General features: G+C 57.8%; 20 protein-coding genes and 1 other RNA gene. 17 read left to right on the top strand and 4 right to left on the bottom strand.

Annotated elements, in window-relative coordinates; genetic code table 11:
* Positions 1–10: 10 nt before the first annotated feature.
* Genes ICA16_RS20010 through ICA16_RS20000 form a run of 3 tightly spaced genes read right to left on the bottom strand, consistent with a single transcriptional unit; the run spans position 11 to position 2,163 of the window.
* Positions 11–325, bottom strand: coding sequence for an RnfH family protein (locus ICA16_RS20010; protein WP_210701350.1), 315 nt, complete (start codon positions 323–325; stop codon positions 11–13).
* Positions 318–752: a type II toxin-antitoxin system RatA family toxin gene (locus ICA16_RS20005; RefSeq protein ID WP_150604100.1), complete on the bottom strand. Its 435-nt coding sequence runs from the start codon at positions 750–752 to the stop codon at positions 318–320. The genes ICA16_RS20010 and ICA16_RS20005 overlap by 8 nt, the downstream gene beginning before the upstream one ends.
* A gap of 7 nt (positions 753–759) precedes the next feature.
* Complete coding sequence (locus tag ICA16_RS20000; RefSeq protein WP_042557576.1) at positions 760–2,163, bottom strand: sodium-dependent transporter; 1,404 nt, start codon at positions 2,161–2,163, stop codon at positions 760–762.
* A gap of 119 nt (positions 2,164–2,282) precedes the next feature.
* On the opposite strand from ICA16_RS20000, the gene smpB reads away from it, so the two are divergent.
* Positions 2,283–2,765, top strand: coding sequence for an SsrA-binding protein SmpB (gene smpB, locus ICA16_RS19995; RefSeq protein ID WP_007900551.1), 483 nt, complete (start codon positions 2,283–2,285; stop codon positions 2,763–2,765).
* Positions 2,766–2,868: 103 nt separating this feature from the next.
* On the opposite strand, the gene ICA16_RS19990 is transcribed toward smpB, so the two are convergent.
* The gene (locus tag ICA16_RS19990) at positions 2,869–3,636 is read right to left on the bottom strand and encodes an FCD domain-containing protein (RefSeq protein WP_150604102.1); all 768 of its coding nucleotides are present in this window, start codon (positions 3,634–3,636) and stop codon (positions 2,869–2,871) included.
* A gap of 261 nt (positions 3,637–3,897) precedes the next feature.
* Here ICA16_RS19990 and ICA16_RS19985 point away from each other — a divergent pair, with 261 nt between their 5' ends.
* The 16 genes from ICA16_RS19985 (at position 3,898) to ICA16_RS19910 (ending at position 19,710) form a co-directional block, all read left to right on the top strand.
* Positions 3,898–5,592 carry a lactate permease LctP family transporter gene (locus ICA16_RS19985; protein WP_047299695.1) on the top strand — a complete coding sequence of 565 codons (1,695 nt, stop codon included), beginning with the start codon at positions 3,898–3,900 and terminating at the stop codon, positions 5,590–5,592.
* Between the two features lie 161 nt (positions 5,593–5,753).
* Positions 5,754–6,578, top strand: coding sequence for a (Fe-S)-binding protein (locus tag ICA16_RS19980; protein ID WP_150604103.1), 825 nt, complete (start codon positions 5,754–5,756; stop codon positions 6,576–6,578).
* A complete protein-coding gene (locus ICA16_RS19975; RefSeq protein WP_210701349.1) occupies positions 6,575–8,029 on the top strand; it encodes a LutB/LldF family L-lactate oxidation iron-sulfur protein in 1,455 nt (484 codons plus the stop codon). Before ICA16_RS19980 ends, ICA16_RS19975 begins: the two co-directional genes overlap by 4 nt.
* On the top strand, positions 8,029–8,700 hold the full coding sequence (locus ICA16_RS19970; RefSeq protein WP_210701348.1) for a LutC/YkgG family protein: 672 nt from the start codon (positions 8,029–8,031) through the stop codon (positions 8,698–8,700). Before ICA16_RS19975 ends, ICA16_RS19970 begins: the two co-directional genes overlap by 1 nt.
* Positions 8,697–11,507: an FAD-binding and (Fe-S)-binding domain-containing protein gene (locus ICA16_RS19965; protein ID WP_210701347.1), complete on the top strand. Its 2,811-nt coding sequence runs from the start codon at positions 8,697–8,699 to the stop codon at positions 11,505–11,507. Before ICA16_RS19970 ends, ICA16_RS19965 begins: the two co-directional genes overlap by 4 nt.
* Before the next feature lie 130 nt (positions 11,508–11,637).
* Positions 11,638–11,922 (top strand): hypothetical protein, encoded by a 285-nt coding sequence (locus ICA16_RS19960; protein WP_210701346.1) that lies wholly within the window; start codon positions 11,638–11,640, stop codon positions 11,920–11,922.
* A 194-nt stretch (positions 11,923–12,116) separates the two neighbouring features.
* Complete coding sequence (locus tag ICA16_RS19955) at positions 12,117–12,392, top strand: hypothetical protein (RefSeq protein ID WP_150617082.1); 276 nt, start codon at positions 12,117–12,119, stop codon at positions 12,390–12,392.
* A 96-nt stretch (positions 12,393–12,488) separates the two neighbouring features.
* Positions 12,489–12,881, top strand: a transfer-messenger RNA (tmRNA) gene (gene ssrA, locus ICA16_RS19950).
* A gap of 167 nt (positions 12,882–13,048) precedes the next feature.
* Positions 13,049–14,284, top strand: coding sequence for a tyrosine-type recombinase/integrase (locus ICA16_RS19945; protein WP_125917883.1), 1,236 nt, complete (start codon positions 13,049–13,051; stop codon positions 14,282–14,284).
* A gap of 534 nt (positions 14,285–14,818) precedes the next feature.
* Positions 14,819–15,070: a helix-turn-helix domain-containing protein gene (locus ICA16_RS19940; protein ID WP_210701345.1), complete on the top strand. Its 252-nt coding sequence runs from the start codon at positions 14,819–14,821 to the stop codon at positions 15,068–15,070.
* 116 nt (positions 15,071–15,186) lie between these two features.
* Positions 15,187–15,420: a helix-turn-helix transcriptional regulator gene (locus tag ICA16_RS19935; protein WP_228734210.1), complete on the top strand. Its 234-nt coding sequence runs from the start codon at positions 15,187–15,189 to the stop codon at positions 15,418–15,420.
* On the top strand, positions 15,417–15,722 hold the full coding sequence (locus ICA16_RS19930) for a hypothetical protein (protein WP_210701344.1): 306 nt from the start codon (positions 15,417–15,419) through the stop codon (positions 15,720–15,722). Before ICA16_RS19935 ends, ICA16_RS19930 begins: the two co-directional genes overlap by 4 nt.
* 376 nt (positions 15,723–16,098) lie before the next feature.
* Positions 16,099–16,257 (top strand): hypothetical protein, encoded by a 159-nt coding sequence (locus ICA16_RS19925; protein ID WP_170930078.1) that lies wholly within the window; start codon positions 16,099–16,101, stop codon positions 16,255–16,257.
* Positions 16,254–16,538, top strand: coding sequence for a hypothetical protein (locus tag ICA16_RS19920; RefSeq protein WP_038362940.1), 285 nt, complete (start codon positions 16,254–16,256; stop codon positions 16,536–16,538). The genes ICA16_RS19925 and ICA16_RS19920 overlap by 4 nt, the downstream gene beginning before the upstream one ends.
* Complete coding sequence (locus ICA16_RS19915; protein WP_210701343.1) at positions 16,535–16,807, top strand: DUF3077 domain-containing protein; 273 nt, start codon at positions 16,535–16,537, stop codon at positions 16,805–16,807. The genes ICA16_RS19920 and ICA16_RS19915 overlap by 4 nt, the downstream gene beginning before the upstream one ends.
* Entirely contained in the window at positions 16,804–19,710 is a 2,907-nt protein-coding gene (locus tag ICA16_RS19910) for a DUF927 domain-containing protein (protein ID WP_210701342.1), read from the top strand. Before ICA16_RS19915 ends, ICA16_RS19910 begins: the two co-directional genes overlap by 4 nt.
* Positions 19,711–19,785: the final 75 nt, after the last annotated feature.

The raw sequence follows: 19,785 nt of genomic DNA, 5'->3' as shown, positions 1-19,785 counted from the left end.
GTTTGGCTTCTTACTGATTTCGAGCTTTCGCCTCAGCTGCCTTGGCAGCACGCAAGCGCCGCACCTCTTTCGGATCGGCGAGTAAAGGGCGATAAATTTCGATGCGATCCCCCGCCTGAATCAGGCGAACCTCTGGATCAGCGATTACTTTGCCGAAGATCCCTACCGGGCATTCGGCCAGATCAAGCTCAGGGAACTCGTCGCCAATCCCGGACTTGAGCAAGGCATCACGCACCGTTACCCCTTCGGGAACACTGACCGTGCGCAAGACCTGACGATCAACGGCCGCATACACGACCTCTATTTCGATCACCGACTCAACCATGCATCTGTTTGGCACGCTGACAGAATGCATCCACCAGCGTGTTCGCAGCCTGATTGAACAGCGGCCCCAGCGTGGCACGCACAATCGGCCCTGCGTAGTCGAACGACAGATCGAGGCTGATCTTGCAGGCCTTCTCGTTCAGCACCTTGAATACCCAGACGCCGTGCAACTGATTGAACGGGCCTTCTTCGAGGTTCATCTCGATCGATTGCCCCGGCACCAGCGTATTGCGCGTCACGAAATGCTGACTGAGGCCGCCCTTGGCCACGCCGACGCTTGCACGCATATGCTCAGCCGAGCTCTCCAGCACCTCGGCAGACGAGCACCACGGCAGAAATTCCGGATAACGCGCCACGTCATTGACCAGGTCGTAGAGAAATTGCGCCGGGTACGGCAGCAGCGCCGATCGTTGAATATGTGTCGTCATGTAAGCGTTACTTCCAGAGCTGAGCGGCAAACACTACAAGAATGCCGATGGGCGCCACATAGCGCATCAGGAACAGGGACAGGGCGAACAGCGCCGGATTGCGGATCGACAATTCGTCGCGCACCGCTTCACGGCCCATCACCCAGCCTGCAAACAACACGAAACACAAACCACCGAGTGGCAACATGATCCGCGAGGTGAAGAAATCGATCACGCCGAAGAAGTCCAGACCGCTTGCCGCACCCCATTGATAGAGATGGAACATCCCGCCTTCGTTCACGAAAAACTTGGCTTCCTTCCAGATATTGAAGGAAAACACAGTGCCCAAACCGACGAACCAGCAGGTAAAAGCCAACCAGAATGTGACCCAGGCGCGGCTGATTTTCGTGCGTTCAACCAGGTACGCGACCATCGGCTCCAGCAGGGAAATCGCCGAACTCCAGGCGGCAACCGCCACCAGTACGAAGAACACTACCCCCATCAACTGACCGAACGCTACGTTACCAAAGGCAAATGGCAGACTGACGAACATCAGGCCAGGGCCTTCGCTCGGGTTCAGGCCCGCGGCGAACACGATCGGAAACAAGGCCAGACCAGCCACCAGCGATACAAACGTATCGAGCAGCGCCACACCGACGACCGTGCCAGAGAGCGATGAATTCTTCGGCATGTAAGCGCCGTAGATCATGATCGAACCGACGCCCACGCTCAGCGAAAAGAACGCATGGCCCATCGCCGGGAGCAATCCGTCGAGGACTTTTTCCGGGTGGAAGTCGAACATGAAATGCACGCCTTCCATGAAATGCCCGGTGGTCATGCTGTAGCCGAGCAGCACCAGAATCATCACAAACAGCAACGGCATCATGATTCGCAGGCTGCGTTCAAGCCCGGCGACCACGCCTTTGGCGATCACCAGCGCTGAAAGCAGCATAAAAATCGTGTGCCAAAGTGTCAGGCGCCACGGATCAGCGATCACATTGCCGAAGTAGGCACCGACCTGAGCGGCCGTGGCACCTTGAAAGTCGCCACGGCCCATATCGATGATGTAGTCCAGCGACCAGCCGCCGACCACACTATAAAAAGACAGGATCAACAACGCCGTGATCATCCCGGCGAAGGCCCCCCACGACCACTTGCCCGAATGCCCGGCTTCCACCGCCAGCACCTTCAAAGCATTGGCCGGACTCTGCCGCGCGCGGCGGCCGATAAGGGTTTCAGCCAGCATGACCGGGATCCCGATCAACGCGATACATGCCAGAAACATCAGCACAAAGGCGCCGCCGCCGTAGACTCCGACCATGTACGGAAACTTCCAGATACTACCCAGTCCCACGGCCGAACCGGTCGCGGCGAGTATGAATACCCAGCGGCTAGCCCAACTGCCGTGGACAGAAACCTTGTCTGTCGACATCGTTTATCACGCCCAAGCGTTAGAAAAAGAGGCCGCATTGTCCGGGATTCACTCAACCTGCTCAAGCACGCAGCATCACCGTAGCCGACAGCCGTTTATCTCCATATAATGCCGCCCCTATGGCTAAACAGAAGAAACACCCAACAGGGACCATCGCGCAGAACAAAAAGGCGCGACACGATTACTTCATCGAGCATAAGTTCGAGGCTGGTCTGGTCCTGGCCGGCTGGGAAGTAAAAAGTCTGCGGGCAAGCAAGCTGCAACTGGTCGACAGTTACGTGCTGCTCAAGGATGGCGAGGCTTGGCTGCTCGGCAGTCACATCACGCCTCTGATGACCGCCAGCACCCACGTCATCGCCGACCCGACGCGCACGCGCAAGTTGCTGCTCAACCGCCGCGAGCTGGAAAAACTCGCCGCGGCAGTGCAGCAAAAGGGTTACGCCTGCGTATGCCTGTCCTGGTACTGGAGCAAGCACATGGTCAAGTGCGAGATTGCTCTGGGCAAGGGCAAGAAGGAATACGACAAGCGTGATACCGAGCGCGAACGCGACGCCGGTCGTGAGTTGCAGCGCGCGGTGCGCAACAAGGGCAAGGAAGACTAGTCTTCCCCCCAAAAGCAAAGATCGCAGCCTGCGGCAGCTCCTACAGGGAAATACGAATCCCCGTGTAGGAGCTGCCGCAGGCTGCGATCTTTTGCTTAAAAAATCACATTCCCTTGCGCCGCTCAGCCCGAGCCATGCGCTGAACTTCCTGCCGCACCTCTTCCAGCACTTCCTGCACATACAAAATGTGGCGACTGGAAACCTCCCGTGCCTGCTCCGCACGCCCCTCAATAATCGCCAGATACAATTCCCGATGCTGGGTAATCAGCATGTCGCGGGTTTCCGTGCGCTGCTTATACATGCCGCCGATGTTGGTCACGACGTTACGCTTGAGCAGATCGAACAACCCACGAATGGTGTGCAACAACACGGCGTTGTGGCTGGCCTCGGCAATCGCCAGATGAAACTTCGCATCCGCCGCACCCTCTTCCGCCCGGCTCACTTCGTCATGACGCGAATAGCAGTCCTGTAACTCTTCGAACGCCGCAGTCAGCCGTTCGCGATCCACATCAGTTGCGCGCAATGCAGCGTAATAGGCGCACGATGCCTCCAGGGTATGCCGGAACTCCAGCAAATCGCGCTGCGCCTCCGGATTGCTTTCGAGCAGTTGCAGCAGCGGATCGCTGAACGTCGAACCCAGCGATTCCACCACATAGTTGCCACCGCCCTGCTTGCTGATCAGCAAACCCTTTGCGGCCAGCTTTTGAATCGCTTCGCGCAACGATGGACGCGAAACCCCGAACTGCTCAGCCAACGTGCGCTCAGCCGGCAGCCGCTCACCGGACTTCAGCGTGCCCTCGAGGATCATCCCCTCGAGCCGCTCGACAATATCGTCAGACAAACGGCGCTGACGTATCTGATCAAACCCCATAACTCACTTCTCCACGAGCCCGACCGCTCGCCGGGCTCTCTATTCTGGCCTATCGGCGCCATCACGACACCTACCAGAAAACGCTCGCTCGAACGGATCAGATGACTTCTGCACCGCTTATTCGACAAAAGTTTCAGGGCGACAAATTGACACACCCGCATCAAGGCTTTTACCCTAGCCAACAGCGATTGTAAATTGGTCTTACCAATTAACCAAGAACGCTGACAGTGCCTGACCAACAACAATTAGGGGCCACCCCATATGCAAACCTGGCAACAGATCTATAGCCCGCTCGGCAGTCTCGGCGTTTCCGCACTCGCGGCCGTCATTCCCATCGTTTTCTTCTTCCTCGCGCTGGCGGTGTTCCGCCTCAAAGGTCATGTGGCCGGTAGCATCACGCTCGCCTTGTCCATCGCCGTGGCCATTTTCGCTTTCCAGATGCCGGTCGACATGGCGTTTGCCGCTGCCGGTTATGGCTTCGCCTATGGTTTATGGCCGATTGCCTGGATCATTGTCGCGGCGGTGTTTCTGTACAAGCTGACAGTCAAAAGTGGTCAGTTCGAAGTTATTCGCAGCTCCGTACTGTCGATTACTGATGACCAGCGCCTGCAGGTGCTGCTGATCGGTTTCTGCTTCGGTGCATTTCTGGAAGGTGCCGCCGGTTTCGGTGCGCCGGTCGCGATTACCGCTGCACTCCTTGTAGGCCTGGGTTTCAACCCGCTGTATGCCGCAGGCCTGTGCCTGATCGCCAACACCGCGCCGGTTGCATTTGGCGCCCTGGGGATTCCGATCATCGTGGCCGGCCAGGTCACCGGTATTGACGCCTTCAAAATCGGCGCCATGACCGGTCGCCAGCTACCGCTGCTGTCGCTATTCGTGCCGTTCTGGCTGGTGTTCATGATGGACGGCATGCGCGGCGTGCGTGAAACCTGGCCGGCCGCACTGGTTGCGGGCCTGAGCTTTGCCATCACTCAGTACTTCACTTCGAACTTCATCGGCCCGGAACTGCCGGACATCACCTCGGCCCTGGCCAGCCTGATCTCCCTGACCCTGTTCCTGAAAATCTGGCAGCCAAAACGTACCGCTGGCGCACAAATCGCCGGCGCGACTTCCAGCGCCGCCATCACCGGCAGCGTCGGCGGTTTCGGCCAGAAGCGCGCCACCGCGGTTTCCCCTTACAGCCTCTGGGAGATTTTCATCGCCTGGTCGCCGTTCCTGATCCTCACCGTGCTGGTGACGATCTGGACGCTCAAGCCTTTCAAAGCCATGTTCGCCGCTGGTGGCTCGATGTACGCGTGGGTGTTCAACTTCGCGATTCCGCACCTTGATCAATTGGTGATCAAGACTGCACCGATCGTGGCCGCTCCGACCGCCATTCCAGCCGTGTTCAAACTTGACCCGATTTCCGCGACCGGCACGGCGATTTTCTTCTCCGCACTGATCTCGATGCTGGTGCTGAAGATCAATTTCAAAACTGGTCTGACCACTTTGAAAGAGACCTTCTACGAACTGCGCTGGCCTATTCTGTCGATTGGCATGGTGCTGGCTTTCGCGTTCGTCACCAACTATTCCGGCATGTCCTCGACCATGGCTCTAGTGCTGGCGGGTACCGGCGCAGCGTTCCCTTTCTTCTCGCCGTTCCTGGGCTGGCTGGGCGTATTCCTCACCGGTTCCGACACATCGTCCAACGCCCTCTTCAGTTCGCTGCAAGCCACCACCGCGCACCAGATCGGCGTCAACGACACTCTGCTGGTTGCGGCAAACACCAGCGGCGGCGTCACCGGCAAGATGATCTCGCCGCAATCCATTGCTGTGGCCTGCGCTGCGACCGGCCTGGTCGGTAAAGAGTCGGATCTGTTCCGCTTCACCCTCAAGCACAGCCTATTCTTTGCAACGATTGTCGGCCTGATCACGCTGGCGCAAGCCTACTGGCTCACCGGCATGCTGGTGCACTAAACCTACAAGAAGACTACAAGCAACATGGAAATAACCGACGCCGGTTCGTGATTCCGGCGTCAGCAATTCACAACCCGGTCTGTAAGGCTGCTGAAAGCAACGCTCTTTATATTCAGCAGCCTCAGCGGACGGATAACCGGGACAACCCGGAGACACGCCTGATGAGCGAGCTTTTTTACAACGCTGTGCCGAACGCGACCCGCGTGGCACCGCCACTGCCCGAACCTCGGCAATACCCCAGCGAGAAACCGTCGCGGGTCTACCTGTTCGGGACGTGTGTGGTCGACCTGTTCTACCCCGAAGCCGGGATGGACGCGATCCACTTGCTGGAGCGCGAAGGGATTCGGGTCGAGTACCCGCAAGGGCAAAGTTGCTGCGGACAACCGGCTTACACCTCCGGTTACACCGAGCAGGCGCGGACGGTGGCGCGCTCGCAGCTGGCGCTGTTCGCCGGGGATTATCCGGTGGTGGTGCCATCGGGCTCCTGCGCCGGGATGTTGCGCGAACACTACGCCGACTTGTTCAAGGACGAGCCAGAGACTTTAAAACTGGTTCAGGCCCTCGCGGCACGAACCTACGAATTGGCGGAGTTCCTGCTGTTCGTCTGCAAAGTGCAGCTCAAGGACAGCGGCGAGCCGGTAAAAGTCGCGCTGCACACGTCGTGTTCTGCGCGTCGCGAGATGAACACCCACCTGCACGGCCGCGAGTTGTTGGCGCAGTTGAGCAATGTGGAACGGGTCAACCACGACCACGAAAGCGAATGCTGTGGCTTCGGCGGGACATTCAGCGTCCGAATGCCAGATATTTCCGGCGCGATGGTGGCTGACAAGACCCGGGCGTTGAAGGAATCCGGCGCACACAGGATTTTGAGTGCTGACTGCGGCTGTTTGATGAACATCAACGGCTCGCTGGAGAAACAACAGGAAGCGTTGCGCGGCCAACATCTGGCCAGTTTCCTGTGGCAAAGAACCGGAGGTGCGCAATGAGCACTTCCGCGATTATTCCTACGGTCGCCGTAGAAGAAGATTTCCGCACCCGGGCGCACAACGCTTTGGGTGACCCGCAGTTACGGAACAATTTCCGCACTGCCATGGATTCACTGATGACCAAGCGGGCAGCGGCTTTTGGCGATGCCCACGAAAGAGAACATTTGCGCGCACTGGGCAACTCGATCAGAGCCCGCGCGCTCTCCAAGTTGCCCGACCTGCTCGAGCAACTGGAACAGAACCTGACCCGCAACGGTGTGACAGTGCACTGGGCGGAAACGGTGGACGAGGCCAATGGCATCGTCTTATCGATCATCCGTGCTCACGAGGCGCGGCAAGTGATCAAGGGCAAATCGATGGTCAGCGAAGAGATGGAGATGAACCATTTCCTCGAGGCTCAAGACATTGAATGTCTGGAGTCCGACATGGGGGAATACATCGTCCAGCTCGACCACGAGAAGCCTTCACACATTATTATGCCGGCGATCCACAAGAATGCCGGTCAGGTCGCGTCCTTGTTCCACGACAAACTTGGCGTGGAATACACCAAGGACGTTGACCAACTCATTCAGATCGGTCGCAGAGTCTTGCGGCAGAAATTCTTCGAAGCGGACATCGGCGTTTCCGGCGTCAACTTCGCCGTGGCCGAAACCGGTACCCTGCTGCTGGTGGAAAACGAAGGCAACGGCCGGATGACCACCACTGTGCCGCCGGTGCACATCGCCGTCACCGGCATCGAAAAAGTCGTAGAAAACCTGCGCGACGTGGTGCCGCTGTTATCGCTGCTGACCCGTTCGGCGCTGGGCATTCCGATCACCACTTACGTCAACATGATCTCCGGCCCGCGCAAGGAGCATGAACTCGACGGCCCGCAAGAAGTGCATCTGGTGCTGCTCGACAACGGTCGCAGCCAGGCCTTTGCCGACAGCGAATTGCGCCAGACCCTGAACTGCATTCGCTGCGGCGCCTGTATGAATCATTGCCCGGTCTACACGCGAATCGGCGGCCACGCCTATGGGGAGGTTTACCCCGGCCCTATAGGAAAAATCATCACCCCACACATGGTCGGCCTGGCCAAGGTGCCGGATCACCCGAGCGCGTCTTCGCTGTGCGGTGCCTGCGGTGAAGTGTGTCCGGTAAAAATTCCTATCCCCGCATTGCTACGTCGCCTACGCGAAGAAAACGTCAAAGCTCCGGACAGCCCTCATCAAGTGATGCGCGGTCAGGGCAGCAAGTATTCGCGCAAGGAACGCTTTATCTGGAACGCATGGGCCAGGCTCAATAGCTCGCCAACGTTGTATCGGCTGTTCGGCTTTTTCGCCACGCGCTTGCGCGCCCTCACGCCAAACAATGTCGGCCCATGGACGCAGAATCACAGCGCACCCAAACCCGCCGCCCGCTCGCTGCACGAGATGGCCCGCGAGCACTTGGCCAAACAGGGAGACCGCTGATGAGCGCCAAGCAAAATATCCTAACCAAACTGCGGAAAAGTCTGACCGGCGCCACGCCGATTGCTGACGATTTCGATGTAGAACTGGTAACTCAGCCGTACACCTACAGCGCCGAACAGCGCATTCCGCAATTGCGCAAATTGATGGAGGCGGTCCATACCGAGATCCATCTGACGTGCGATGAGGAATGGCCTGCACTGCTCGCACAATTGCTGCACGACCGTCAGCTGCCGAGCCTGTTGATCGCACCAACTACGCCACACGGTGCAAAAATCACCCAGCACTGGGCGAACAATCCTGATCTGCCGGCACTGAAATCCTACGACCGGCCGATGGAAGAATGGAAAGCCGAGCTGTTCAACGACACCCCGGCCAGCCTCACCGGCACCCTGGGTGCCATTGCCGCCACCGGCAGCCTGATTCTCTGGCCAACCCGCGAAGAACCGCGCCTGATGAGCCTGGTACCGCCCGTACATTTCGCCCTGCTCAAGGCCAGCGAAATCCGCGACAACTTCTACCAAGTGCAGCAGGAATTCAACTGGGCCCAAGGCATGCCGACCAACGCGTTGCTGGTGTCCGGCCCGTCGAAAACCGCTGACATCGAGCAAGTGCTGGCGTACGGCGCCCACGGTCCGAAAGACCTGGTGGTTTTGATCCTGGAGGACCAATGACGCTTCCGGCGAATTTCCTGCGTGATGCGCAACAACTGATTCCGGCGGATCGCCGCTTCGACGATCCGCTGTCGACATTGGCTTTCGGCACCGACGCCAGTTTTTATCGACTGATTCCGCAGCTGGTGATCCGCGTTGAATCCGAAGATGAAGTGGTAACGCTGCTGCAATTGGCGCAGCGCGATCACGTACCGGTGACCTTTCGCGCGGCCGGCACCAGTCTCTCCGGGCAGGCGATCAGCGATTCGGTGCTGATCGTGCTTGGGGATAACTGGAACGCTCGCGAAATACGCGGCCAAGGCACGCAAATCCGTCTGCAACCGGGGGTGATCGGCGCACAGGCCAACGCGTGGCTGGCGCCATTCGGACGCAAGATCGGCCCGGACCCGGCCTCGATCAACGCCTGCAAAATCGGCGGCATCGTCGCCAACAACGCCAGCGGCATGTGCTGCGGCACCGCACAAAACACTTATCACACACTGGCCGGCATCCGCTTGGTACTGGCCGACGGCACGCGATTTGATACTGAAGACGCCGCCAGCGTCGCGGCGTTTCGTGCAAGCCATGGTGATCTGCTTGAACGCCTGGCGACGTTGAGCCGCGAGACCCGCGCCAATGCCGAACTGGCTGCCAGAATCCGCCACAAATATCGTCTGAAAAATACCACAGGCCTGTCGCTCAACGCCCTGGTGGATTTCGACGAGCCTGTGGATATCTTGAGCCACCTGCTGGTCGGCTCCGAAGGCACGCTCGGTTTTATCAGCGCGGTGACTTACGACACCGTCATCGATCATCCGCACAAGGCTTCAGCGCTGATCGTGTTCCCGGATGTGGAAACCTGCTGCAACGCAGTCACCGTGCTGAAAAGCCAGCCAGTGTCAGCGGTAGAGCTGCTGGATCGACGCAGCCTGCGCTCGGTGCAGAACAAACCGGGCATGCCCGCTTTCGTACAGCAGCTGTCGAACAATGCCTGCGCCCTGCTGATCGAATCCCGCGCCGCCTCTTCCACGCTGCTACAGGAACAACTGGCGCAGATCATGGCGTCGATCAGCAGCTTCCCGGTAGAAAAGCAGGTCGACTTCAGCGAAGACCCAGTTGAAAACGCCCGCCTCTGGGCGATCCGCAAGGACACCTTCCCCGCCGTCGGCGCCGTACGTAAAACCGGCACCACGGTGATCATCGAGGACGTGACCTTCCCGGTTGAACAACTGGCAATCGGCGTAAACCGCTTGATCGAACTGTTCGAAAAACATTCCTACGACGAGGCGATCCTTTTCGGACATGCGCTGGAAGGCAATCTTCACTTCGTCTTCACCCAAGGCTTCAACAACCCGGAAGAAGTCGCACGCTATCAAGCGTTCATGGACGATGTCGCGCAACTGGTGGCGGTGGAGTTCGGCGGCTCGCTCAAGGCCGAACACGGCACCGGACGCAACATGGCACCGTTTGTTGAGCTGGAATGGGGCAGCGACGCCTACCAACTGATGTGGCAGCTCAAACGCCTGCTCGACCCCAACGGTATTCTCAACCCGGACGTGGTGCTCAGCGAAGATCCGCAGATCCACCTCAAGCATCTGAAACCGCTGCCGGCGGCTGACGAGATTATCGATAAGTGCATCGAGTGCGGCTTCTGCGAACCGGTTTGCCCGTCGAAAGGCCTGACCCTGACCCCGCGCCAGCGCATCGTGATCTGGCGCGATATTCAGGCGAAAAAACGCGCAGGCATCGACACCACTGAACTGGAGAAAGCCTACGAGTACCAAGGCATCGAAACCTGCGCTGCCACCGGATTGTGTGCGCAACGCTGCCCTGTAGGCATCAATACCGGCGAGCTGGTGAAAAAGCTTCGCGGCCGACACGCAACGCACAAGAAAACCGCTGACTGGATCGAAGGAAATTTCGCCAAAACGCTGCAAGGCGCACGCTTTACGCTGCATGTGGCCAACGGCGCGCGGATGCTGATGGGCGCGCCGCGTCTGGCGAAGTTATCAGCGAGCCTGACCCGATTGTCCAAGGGACAGGTGCCGTTGTGGACAAACGCGATGCCGCAACCGGAGAGAGCCATTCGCTTCAGTCCGAGCGTGTCGGACGAACGTCCGCGCGTGGTTTATCTGGCAGCGTGCGTCTCGCGGGTCATGGGGCCGGCGGCGGGTGACAAAGAGCAGATGTCGCTGTACGAAAAAACCCGTGGGCTGCTGGAAAAAGCCGGTTACCAAGTGGTCTTTCCCGACAATCAGGACAGCCTTTGCTGCGGCCAACCATTCGCCTCAAAAGGCTATGCCGAACAGGCCGAACATAAGCGTCAGGAGCTGATCAGCGCGTTACTCCACGCCAGTCGCGGCGGGCTAGATCCGATCTACTGCGACACCAGTCCGTGCACGCTGCGGCTGGTGCAGGACGTGGGAGATGTTCGCCTGGACCTGTACGACCCAGTGCGTTTCATTCGTACGCATCTGCTCGACCGGCTGGATTTCACTCCTCAGGATGCACCGATTGCCGTTCACGTGACGTGCAGCACTCAGCATTTGGGCGAGAGCCAGGCGTTGATTGATCTGGCGCGCAAATGCAGCAACAACGTGGTGATTCCGGAAGGCATTCATTGCTGCGGTTTCGCGGGGGACAAGGGCTTTACCACGCCGGAACTGAACAGCCACTCGCTGCGCACACTCAAGGACGCGGTGCAGCATTGCAGTGAGGGGATTTCCACGAGTCGCACGTGCGAAATCGGGCTGACACAACATGGTGGAATCGACTATCACAGCCTGGTTTATCTGGTTGATCGGGTCACTCAAGCGAGGGCCTGCTGAAGAAAATCAGAACCCTTGAGCGAGACGGTAGTCCACTGAACAAGCCCCGAATAATCGGGGTTTGTCCTCCTTTCGATGGCCCGTTCTCACGGTCAGCGAAGTCCGGATTCCTCAGTGCAAGGAGAAAAAAATGAAGCATTCTGTACTGCTAGGTCTGTTCGTTACTGCCTCGATGATGGCCTCGACTTCCTTCGCCGATTCAAAGCCTGGCGACCTGTGCGAAGCGAATTTGCAGAAAATCAACAACTCCAAGTCGCAATACCAAACGTCGCCCGATCTGAATGCGCGCGTCTCGGCCAGCGTGAGCAAAGCCCAAGCCCTCAAGGCTCAGGGCAGGATCGACGACTGTCTTGCGGAAACATCGCAAATCATTCTAGAAATCGATAAGTCCTCGGGTGACGCCAAACAACCATAAGCCGATCTATTCCGGTCGGCCTAACCGGTTATTCGAAGGGAATGGCATTTCAATACCAGATGTAAAAAAAACCGAATTCCTGCGTGTCGTCGCGGTCGATTGAACAGGCCCGAAACGAACGCGGCCTGATACGAACTCGGCATCGCCGCCAGATCGTCCGGCAGCACCGAGACCAACCGTTCAAGGAGATACCCATGAAGCATTCTGCAATTGCTGGATTGTTCATCGCTGGTGCCCTGCTGACGTCGCCGGTGTTCGCGGCAGACAAAGACCTTTGTGCCGGGAATCTTCAAGCCATCAAAGACTTCGTCACCAGTCAGCCATCCCTTCCTGAAACATCCATGAACAACATCAAGGCGGATCAGGAAAAAGCCCTGGCGGCTCAAGCGGCCGGCAACGACAAGGATTGCGTGGAGATCACCTCGGGCCTCATGACGAAAATGCAGATCCGTAACCCAACACGTAACTGACATACCTCAAGGCCAACCTTCGGGTTGGCCTTACACGCCGATTGGCGTACACTGCGCAGGCTTGTTGCTCACCAAGATGTACAGAGCAATGAGTTCGGGGCCGTTTAGGATTCGACGCCGGTTGCGAAACTTTAGGTGCATGCCGAGTTGGTAACAGAACTCGTAAATCCACTGTTGCAACTTCTTATAGTTGCCAATGACGAAACCTACGGGGAATACGCTCTCGCTGCGTAAGCAGCCTTAGCCTTCCCTTCTGGTACCTTCGGGTCCAGCAATCATCAGGGGATGTCTGTAAACCCAAAATGATTGTCATATAGAACAGAATCGCCGTGCAGTACGTTGTGGACGAAGCGGCTAAAACTTACACAACTCGCCCAAAGCACCCTGCCCTTCGGGTCGCTGAGGGTTAACTTAATAGAAACGGCTACGCATGTAGTACCGACAGCGGAGTACTGGCGGACGGGGGTTCAAATCCCCCCGGCTCCACCAAATAGCAATCTAGACCTGTCTCAGACAGTCTACGAAACACCCCAAGAAGCCCGCCCTGTGCGGGCTTTCTTGTTTCTGGCTATCCGTCCTTGTCTACCCCTATCCCAATGTGCGCTGTATCCTTTCCTGTACCTCGGATACAGATTGAAACTGATGGGTACAAGGAAATGAAAAGGACTGAAATCAAACGGCGCCCTCTCGCTGACACAGTCATAGCGAGCCTGGAAGCTGACTCCAAGGAGTACCGCGAGCACGATGGGAACAACGTGTACCTCCGTGTCCGGCCAGACGGGAAGAAGTCGTGGCAGCTTCGCTACAAGAAAGCTGACGGGAAGTGGTCATGGATAGGGTTGGGCAGTTATCCAACGGTCTCTGGATCTGCTGCGCGACAGAAAGCAGTCGACCTGCGGGCAAGCACTGCTGATGGGAGCAACCCATTGGCAACAATGCGGGCCCAAAAAGCCGCTGCGTTGGAAAGCGCCAGTAATACCTTCGAAAAACTTGCTCGGGAATGGTATGCGTCGAAACGTAAAGGTTGGACCGCAGGAACAGCAGTCCGAACCATCGGCGCACTGGAGCTGCATGTCTTCCCGGTTTTCGGAACTCGCTCGTACCGCGAAATCCTTCCAATGGAATGGATGGACTTTCTTCGCTCAATGGAGCGGAAAGGAATCATTGAGCAGACCAGCCGCGTAAGAGGAATGTGTCGTGAGATTTACGACCTCGCGAGGGTAACCGGGCGGGCAACACACAACCCGCTGGAAGGCTTGCACAAATTTCTGCAGACGAAGCCAGCAGAAAACTACGCTCATGTATCCCCAGAAGAATTGCCTCCTCTCCTCCGAGCAATCCGTGCTTATCCAAGCGCTATCGATATCCGTATTGGGCTTCACTTGCTCTCCATGCTGGCCTGCCGTCCTTCTGAAATTCGCGAAGCTCGATGGTCGGAGTTTGATCTAAAAAAAGCTGTTTGGACGATCCCAGCAGAGCGAATGAAACGGCGTCGAGAGCACCTGGTGCCACTACCTCACCAAGCAGTAACTCTGCTGAGGGACCTGTATGTTTTGACTGGCAACTATCAGCTTCTTTTCCCTGGCCGTAGCGATACAACGAAAGCACGCTCCAATACTGTCTTCTTAATGGCATTACGCCGCTTGGGCTATGAAGGTCGTCAAACTGGCCATGGATTCCGACACATTGCGAGTACGATCCTTAACGAGCACGGCTTTGATGAAAACCATATTGAAGCCCAGCTTTCCCATATGAAGGATGGGGTTGCGGGTGTTTACAACAAAGCTGTGTACTTAAAACAGCGCACGACCATGATGCAGTGGTACGCCGATTACCTAGATCACTTAGCTGCTGGAAGTGTCGTTCACGGAGATTTCGGCGAGGTGGTATGAGCAGGCATCCACAACCCGTCCAAAATCAGTGTAACGCGTGTAACCCGTGTAACGACCTTCGCCAAACGCCCGAATTCATTGGTTCTTCCAGTGGTTACACGTTTGAACGGGATCGCGTACACCCGGTGTAACGATGACTAAGCGTGTAACGCCGGATAGCACCACTTCACTGATGGCGACGTATGGCTGGGACTCGAATGTCTTTCGCTGGAAACGACAGAAAGCATGGGGCGGGGGGCTGAATTTCCGAAATTGAGGAACTGCAGAGAGAGATGCAAAACTCGGTAATAAAGTACCGTTTGTGTAAAAAATTGTGAAAAACGCGTTTTACTTTTCATTTTTTACACTGTATAGAAAACCAGTGAGACATGGTGGGACGGCCCGGCAAAAAATGAAAACTTTGTCGCGAACGTGCTGACTTTACTTGCCACTAAACGGAACGTTGCTTCGAAGTAGACGAAAAATAAAGCTTTTAAAAATCAATTATTAGTTTACATAGCTGGGGCCTGTAAGAACTACGACAGGTAACCCGCTATGACTCTCCACGACGCCGCAAATCCATTTGCAACCATCCAGCCTGCTACAGAGCTTCTCACTACTGATCAGGTAGCGAACGCTCTAGGCTTGTCCAGCCGAACGCTCGCTGCATGGCGCAGCTCACGTACTCATTCACTCCCCTACGTCAAAACCGGGTCACGGGTGCGTTATCGCTCCGGGGACGTCGCGGCTTGGCTAGAAACCCGGGTTTGCTCCAGCGCTGCCAATGCGGGAGGACGAGCCGAGTGACCGCTTCCAACCCAGCCAAGAAAATTAAAGAGCTCTCTGCATCCGCCACGTCGATAACTGACCGACGTGACAGCGCCAACGCGCCGCAATCACAAGTCAACGCTTCTGATTGGGATCTGTGCCGGTATGACCCCGCTGCCACGTTGATCCGTATCAACCAAGTCATGGCCCTCACAGGCATCGGCCGCGCAACCGTTTACAAACTTATGAACCAGTCCGAAAGCGGATTCCCACAGGCAGTGAAACTCACCAATAGCAACGCACGCGGCGCGCCGGTGGCATGGGTTTTAGCCGAGGTTTTGAATTGGAATCGTGCACGCATCGCGGCCCGTAACGAGGTGGCCGCATGAAACTCAAGATAGCCAGCAAAGCGCTGATGCATCCGTTTTCAGTGTTGCGCCAAATCGGTTTTTCAACCCAAACCATGCAGCGGTTTGAACGCTTTCGCAGCCGAGAAGAAAAAAAGGGGCGTGTAGTCAGCATCCTCAGATGGGCCGACGGCACCTGGTGCATTCTCGCTCTCCACTGCGAAAAATTTGGATTTGTGGTCGTCGATGAAGGCCAGCAGATCGACGCCTACGAAGACGCCAGATGCCTGATCGATGGCGACTTCCTACCCCTACTCTCCCTGCGCTGGGAAGCCAATGCCTGAAACGAAAACGCCCCCGGGGCCGATCCGGAGGCGTTGAGGTCAATCTACATGCCCGAACAATTTATGCCGCACCTGAAAAAACCGCAAGCCACCAGCGCAGTTGCACTTTCGAAAAACGGACGTTACTCTCTGGCCGTCGCTGCAAAATCAGCGACCGGGTTTGGCGACCCGAGTTTAAGAAGGCGCACAGGCGCCCCCATCTCGATTGCAGGCGCTTTTTTTGTGCCCGCATTCCTGCTTTATGGCGGCTGTGCGTGGGAGACCTTCGGGTCTGCCGGGTTCCTTCTTACCCGGTTCGCCAACCTGCGCACAGCTGCCACCCCAATTCGTTTGGCGACGAATCGTGGCAGTTCCTACTTAAGAAGGAGCTCCACCTATGCACGCCCTCAATCCGTCCAAAATTCGCGCCGCTGCACACCGTGCAATGGCTCTCGCCGCTTTACACGCCAACTCCAGCCTCGCTACACGTCTCTCCCGTTACAACGCTCACATGGCCAAAGCCCGCGCACTAGAAACCGCAGGCGGTGCCCAATGAATAACGCCTTGAGTTTCTCTCTGCCTGAAGACCTGCTTTGCGTGAATCCGACCGCAGAAGCCGGTGTGCCCATCGACGCTATTACCTGCGCGATTGACCGTGCCGATTCAGTGCTGACATTGCTCGAAGATCACTTCGAAAATGAATCCTCGCGCCTCGCCAATCACGTTATCGCAGCCGTCCTTTGGGATGTACGCGGCACCCTCGGCCTGATCAAAACACTCGCCATGCACGGCGATAACACGTCGACGCCTGCCATGCAGAAAGGCGGTGCGCTATGACCACTTCCACCACGCTCGGCCACGCCACTTTCACTCGCGTGAACGCCACCGATTTAAAGTTATTTCGGGTCAATGCCGGTGTCCCGGTCGAGGATGCACTGGAGATGGTTTCTCTACTGCAGCATCACGCTAACCAGCTCAACTTCGACGCCGCCATGAGCGACAGCGGTGAGCGTTTCAGTTGGCCTGCCCTGTACCTTGGCGAGATGGCCAAAGCGCTGATCGATGACATCAACGACGCTTTGTTTCTGCCGAGGGCTGACACATGAGCCAGCGCCCGAATATCACCACAAAACGTCCAAGCTTTGCCGACGTGAAAGCCGCTGCGCTAAAAGACATTGATCGTGTCCTGTCGCATTGGCTACCCAACGGCAAGCGTGTAGACGGCGGCAAGGAATATACCGCTCCGAATCCAACCCGCAGCGACAAGCGTGCCGGTTCGCTGAAGATCAATTTGAGCAAGTGCACCTGGGCCGACTTTGCCACCGGAGACAAAGGCGGCGATCTCATCGATCTAGTGCGCTATTTGGACGGCGGCACTGACGTCGAGGCTTGCAACAAGCTGGCCGACTTATTGAACGTTGCGCCCGGTGCTGCCCAGACGAAAGCTGCACCGAGCAAGCCCAAAACAACGACGTGGAACGCTATTCAGCCGATCCCGACCGAGGCCATGAACAAGTGCCCAGCCAAACATCGCAATCATGGTGTGCCGTCCAAGGTTTGGGTCTATCGCGACGCAAAGGGTCAGCCTCTCATGGCTCTCTACCGCTTCGACCTCGGCCCCGATGAAGATGGCAAGCCGAAGAAGGTCTTCGCGCCACTGACGTGGTGTCAGCGCGCCGATGGCCAATCCACACAATGGCGCTGGCAGGGCCTGCCAGATCCGCGTCCCTTGCTTCGCCTTGATGAACTGGCTCAGCGCAGTGACGCACCGGTCGTTTTATGCGAGGGCGAGAAAGCCGCAGACGCTGCCGCCGTACTGTTGCCTGACCATGTGGCAACGTGCTGGCCTAACGGCTCCAACTCTTGGCACAAAGCCGATCTGACGCCGCTCAAGGATCGCGACGTGGTGTTGTGGTCGGACAACGATGACAGTGGCAAAGCCTGCATGGAAAGCGTCGCCGAGAAGCTGCGCGAAATCGGCGCCGCCTCGGTTCGAGTCATTGCGTTGGAGGTGTTCAAACGCAAGCCCACGCAGAAGGACGAGCGCGCCTCCTTCGCCAAAGGTGGTCAATGGAACGATGGCGATGACGCCGCCGATGCGCTCGCCAAAGGCTGGACAGCTGCGCACTTCGCAGAGCTGGAAAGCAGCGGCGAGCTGTTCGGCATGATCGAGCAAAAGGCGGTTGCTACCGCGGGAGAACCCGAGCAGGAACCGAAGCCTAAAGCAGCGCCCAAGCGCCCGACCAAATCGAAAAACGACCTAATGCCGGGAGGCTTTCGCCTGACGTCCGAAGGCGTGTTTTATGCCGGTGACGACGGCGAGGCACGTCCGGTATGTTCGCCTCTGGCGATCCTCGCTCGGACACGTGATGACAAAGGCCAGAACTGGGGTCTGCTGGTCGAGTTCGACGATCCAGACGGCACCAAAAAACGCTGGAACATTCCGGCGCGCACCATGACTGGCGACTTCGGCAAGGACGTGCTTGGGCCGCTGGTAGACATGGGCCTACGCCTCGCCGGTAGCCGTTCGGGACGCAACGCACGCAATGACTTGCAGAGTTATCTCGGCGGATTTGACAGCGCGGAACGGGCACGACTTGTAACCCGCTTGGGGTGGCACGACAACGCCTTTCTGTTGCCCGAGCAGCAGGTTGGCACGCACAGCGAACATCTGCATTTCTATGATGCCGGTGCACAGCTTCCACCGATCAGCGAAGCGGGCACGCTCGAACAATGGCAACAGCAGATCGGCGCATTGTGCGTTGGAAATCATCGCCTAGCGTTTGTCGTCGGGGTGGCGTTCGCGGGTCCGCTGCTACATATGCTCGGCCATGAGTCTGGCGGCTTCCACCTGTACGGCGACAGCTCCGGCGGCAAGACCACTCACCTGCAAGTTGCCACCTCGATCTATGGCGGACCGCGCTTGGTGCGTTCGTGGCGCTCGACTGACAACGCGCTGGAGTCCATCGCTGCCGCGCATTCTGATGGACTCCTGGTACTGGATGAAATCGGCATGTGCGATCCACGCATCATTGGCGAAACGGTCTACATGCTCGGCAACGGCACCGGGAAGGCTCGCGCCAATGACCGAGGCCAAGCAGGCCGACAGGTACAAGAGTGGCGTCTGCTGTTCCTCTCCACAGGCGAGAAGACCTTGGCCCAGCACATGGCCGAAGCCAACAAGGAACTGAAGGCGGGCATGGAGGTGCGCATGCTCGCCGTTCCGGCCGATGCGAGCAAAGGCCTCGGCATGTTCGACACGCTCAACGGTTTCGAGGATGCGGCGGCGCTCTCCGATGCGCTCAAAGCCCGCGTAGCGAAATACTACGGCACCCCGCTCACTGCATTTCTGACGGAGCTGTGCGAACCCGGCAAACGCCACGGTTGGGCGGCGATCCTGCGCCGCACGCTGGAAAGCTTTATCGCTAAATCGCTACCTGCATCCGCGAGTGGGCAGGCTCACCGTGCTGCCGCTCGTTTCGGTCTCGCGGCAGCCGCAGGCGAGCTGGCCACCGCGATGGGCATCACCGGCTGGCCGGATGGGACCGCCACCACAGCCGCTCGCGTGTGTCTGAGTGCTTGGCTAAACGAACGTGGCGGCGCCGGTAATTTCGAGGGCGATGCGATATCGGCGAGGCTGCGACAGTTCATCGAGCGCTTCGGCGAAAGCCGCTTCACCCGCTGGGAATCGACTGCAGCCAAGATCGACGAACACGGCCCGCGCACGATCGACCGCCTCGGCTTTCGCAAGACGCTGGAGCACGGTATGGGCGACACCCTGCACACCACGAATACCTACTACGTGCTGACGGAAGCTTGGCGCTCAGAAATTTTCCGGGGCATGAACCTTACCGCCGTAAACAAGGAGCTCTTGCAACGCGGTGTGCTAGAGCCGAGCAGCGACGGCAAGGCATCAAGTCTGGTGCGATTGCCCGGCTTAGGCCAACAGCGCTGCTACATCGTCAAGGCAATTCCGGGAACGGATGACAGCGAGGCTAGGGCTGCCTGAGGGCATCTCAGCTTATCGAGGTAACGCCGGCTCACTCCCGGCCTCGCCAGCCAAATCAACGTAATCAGAACTCAT

Origin of the sequence: Pseudomonas anatoliensis (assembly GCF_017976235.1) — a bacterium.
GTDB lineage: Bacteria > Pseudomonadota > Gammaproteobacteria > Pseudomonadales > Pseudomonadaceae > Aquipseudomonas > Aquipseudomonas anatoliensis.
This window is presented reverse-complemented; position numbering and strand designations above follow the sequence as displayed.

What these genes read in the sequence shown, in the direction of transcription:
- ICA16_RS19985 (WP_047299695.1), top strand. Translation starts at nt 3,898, where the DNA reads ATGCAAACCTGGCAACAGATCTATAGCCCGCTCGGCAGTCTCGGCGTT.
- ICA16_RS19965 (WP_210701347.1), top strand. Translation starts at nt 8,697, where the DNA reads ATGACGCTTCCGGCGAATTTCCTGCGTGATGCGCAACAACTGATTCCG.
- ICA16_RS19975 (WP_210701349.1), top strand. Translation starts at nt 6,575, where the DNA reads ATGAGCACTTCCGCGATTATTCCTACGGTCGCCGTAGAAGAAGATTTC.
- ICA16_RS19915 (WP_210701343.1), top strand. Translation starts at nt 16,535, where the DNA reads ATGACCACTTCCACCACGCTCGGCCACGCCACTTTCACTCGCGTGAAC.
- ICA16_RS20000 (WP_042557576.1), bottom strand. Translation starts at nt 2,163, where the DNA reads ATGTCGACAGACAAGGTTTCTGTCCACGGCAGTTGGGCTAGCCGCTGG.
- smpB (WP_007900551.1), top strand. Translation starts at nt 2,283, where the DNA reads ATGGCTAAACAGAAGAAACACCCAACAGGGACCATCGCGCAGAACAAA.
- ICA16_RS19980 (WP_150604103.1), top strand. Translation starts at nt 5,754, where the DNA reads ATGAGCGAGCTTTTTTACAACGCTGTGCCGAACGCGACCCGCGTGGCA.
- ICA16_RS19990 (WP_150604102.1), bottom strand. Translation starts at nt 3,636, where the DNA reads ATGGGGTTTGATCAGATACGTCAGCGCCGTTTGTCTGACGATATTGTC.
- ICA16_RS20005 (WP_150604100.1), bottom strand. Translation starts at nt 752, where the DNA reads ATGACGACACATATTCAACGATCGGCGCTGCTGCCGTACCCGGCGCAA.
- ICA16_RS19960 (WP_210701346.1), top strand. Translation starts at nt 11,638, where the DNA reads ATGAAGCATTCTGTACTGCTAGGTCTGTTCGTTACTGCCTCGATGATG.
- ICA16_RS19945 (WP_125917883.1), top strand. Translation starts at nt 13,049, where the DNA reads ATGAAAAGGACTGAAATCAAACGGCGCCCTCTCGCTGACACAGTCATA.
- ICA16_RS19910 (WP_210701342.1), top strand. Translation starts at nt 16,804, where the DNA reads ATGAGCCAGCGCCCGAATATCACCACAAAACGTCCAAGCTTTGCCGAC.
- ICA16_RS19970 (WP_210701348.1), top strand. Translation starts at nt 8,029, where the DNA reads ATGAGCGCCAAGCAAAATATCCTAACCAAACTGCGGAAAAGTCTGACC.
- ICA16_RS19955 (WP_150617082.1), top strand. Translation starts at nt 12,117, where the DNA reads ATGAAGCATTCTGCAATTGCTGGATTGTTCATCGCTGGTGCCCTGCTG.
- ICA16_RS20010 (WP_210701350.1), bottom strand. Translation starts at nt 325, where the DNA reads ATGGTTGAGTCGGTGATCGAAATAGAGGTCGTGTATGCGGCCGTTGAT.
- ICA16_RS19940 (WP_210701345.1), top strand. Translation starts at nt 14,819, where the DNA reads ATGACTCTCCACGACGCCGCAAATCCATTTGCAACCATCCAGCCTGCT.
- ICA16_RS19930 (WP_210701344.1), top strand. Translation starts at nt 15,417, where the DNA reads ATGAAACTCAAGATAGCCAGCAAAGCGCTGATGCATCCGTTTTCAGTG.
- ICA16_RS19920 (WP_038362940.1), top strand. Translation starts at nt 16,254, where the DNA reads ATGAATAACGCCTTGAGTTTCTCTCTGCCTGAAGACCTGCTTTGCGTG.
- ICA16_RS19925 (WP_170930078.1), top strand. Translation starts at nt 16,099, where the DNA reads ATGCACGCCCTCAATCCGTCCAAAATTCGCGCCGCTGCACACCGTGCA.